The organism is Prevotella sp. P5-92 (genome assembly GCF_002251245.1).
Classification (GTDB): domain Bacteria; phylum Bacteroidota; class Bacteroidia; order Bacteroidales; family Bacteroidaceae; genus Prevotella.
Window position 1 is genome coordinate 1 of the sequence record NZ_NPJG01000044.1, and the last position, 387, is coordinate 387.

At 37.2% G+C, this 387-nt stretch carries 1 protein-coding gene; it reads right to left on the reverse strand.

Going from position 1 to position 387, the window contains the following annotated elements; all coding sequences use genetic code 11:
• Positions 1-196 precede the first annotated feature (196 nt).
• Positions 197-349 (reverse strand): hypothetical protein, encoded by a 153-nt coding sequence (locus CIK99_RS15225; protein WP_158215908.1) that lies wholly within the window; start codon positions 347-349, stop codon positions 197-199.
• Between the last annotated feature and the right edge of the window lie 38 nt (positions 350-387).

A 387-nucleotide genomic window follows, 5' to 3' on the forward strand; every position in this document is an offset into this window, starting at 1 on the left:
AAAGAGATTTGTGGTTTTATAGAGTAGGTCGCAAGCGACAGAGGACACAGAGTTTCCATGCGGCAAACATGATGCGCAGCTCTCTATGAACTCTAAATGCCTTGGCATTCACTCTCTTTCATTAGTAAAAATACTCTATATCTCTTAAACTCTGTGGTTTAAAATAAATTCCGAAAGTTGAGTAATTAAGTCAATCCTACTCCTCTACCATTTCACCTGAGCCAAAACTTTCTCCATAACTCCAGCTGCTCACAGATACTTTGGTGCTTCCTGTCAAAATCTGTGTTGGCTCAGTCTCATATACCTTCATCGAAGGTGCCACGTAGTGTTTCTTGTTTCTTTCTTCCATAAACTATTTTATTTTTTAATTTGTTATTGAAATCTTAT

What these genes read in the sequence shown, in the direction of transcription:
- CIK99_RS15225 (WP_158215908.1), bottom strand. Translation starts at nt 349, where the DNA reads ATGGAAGAAAGAAACAAGAAACACTACGTGGCACCTTCGATGAAGGTA.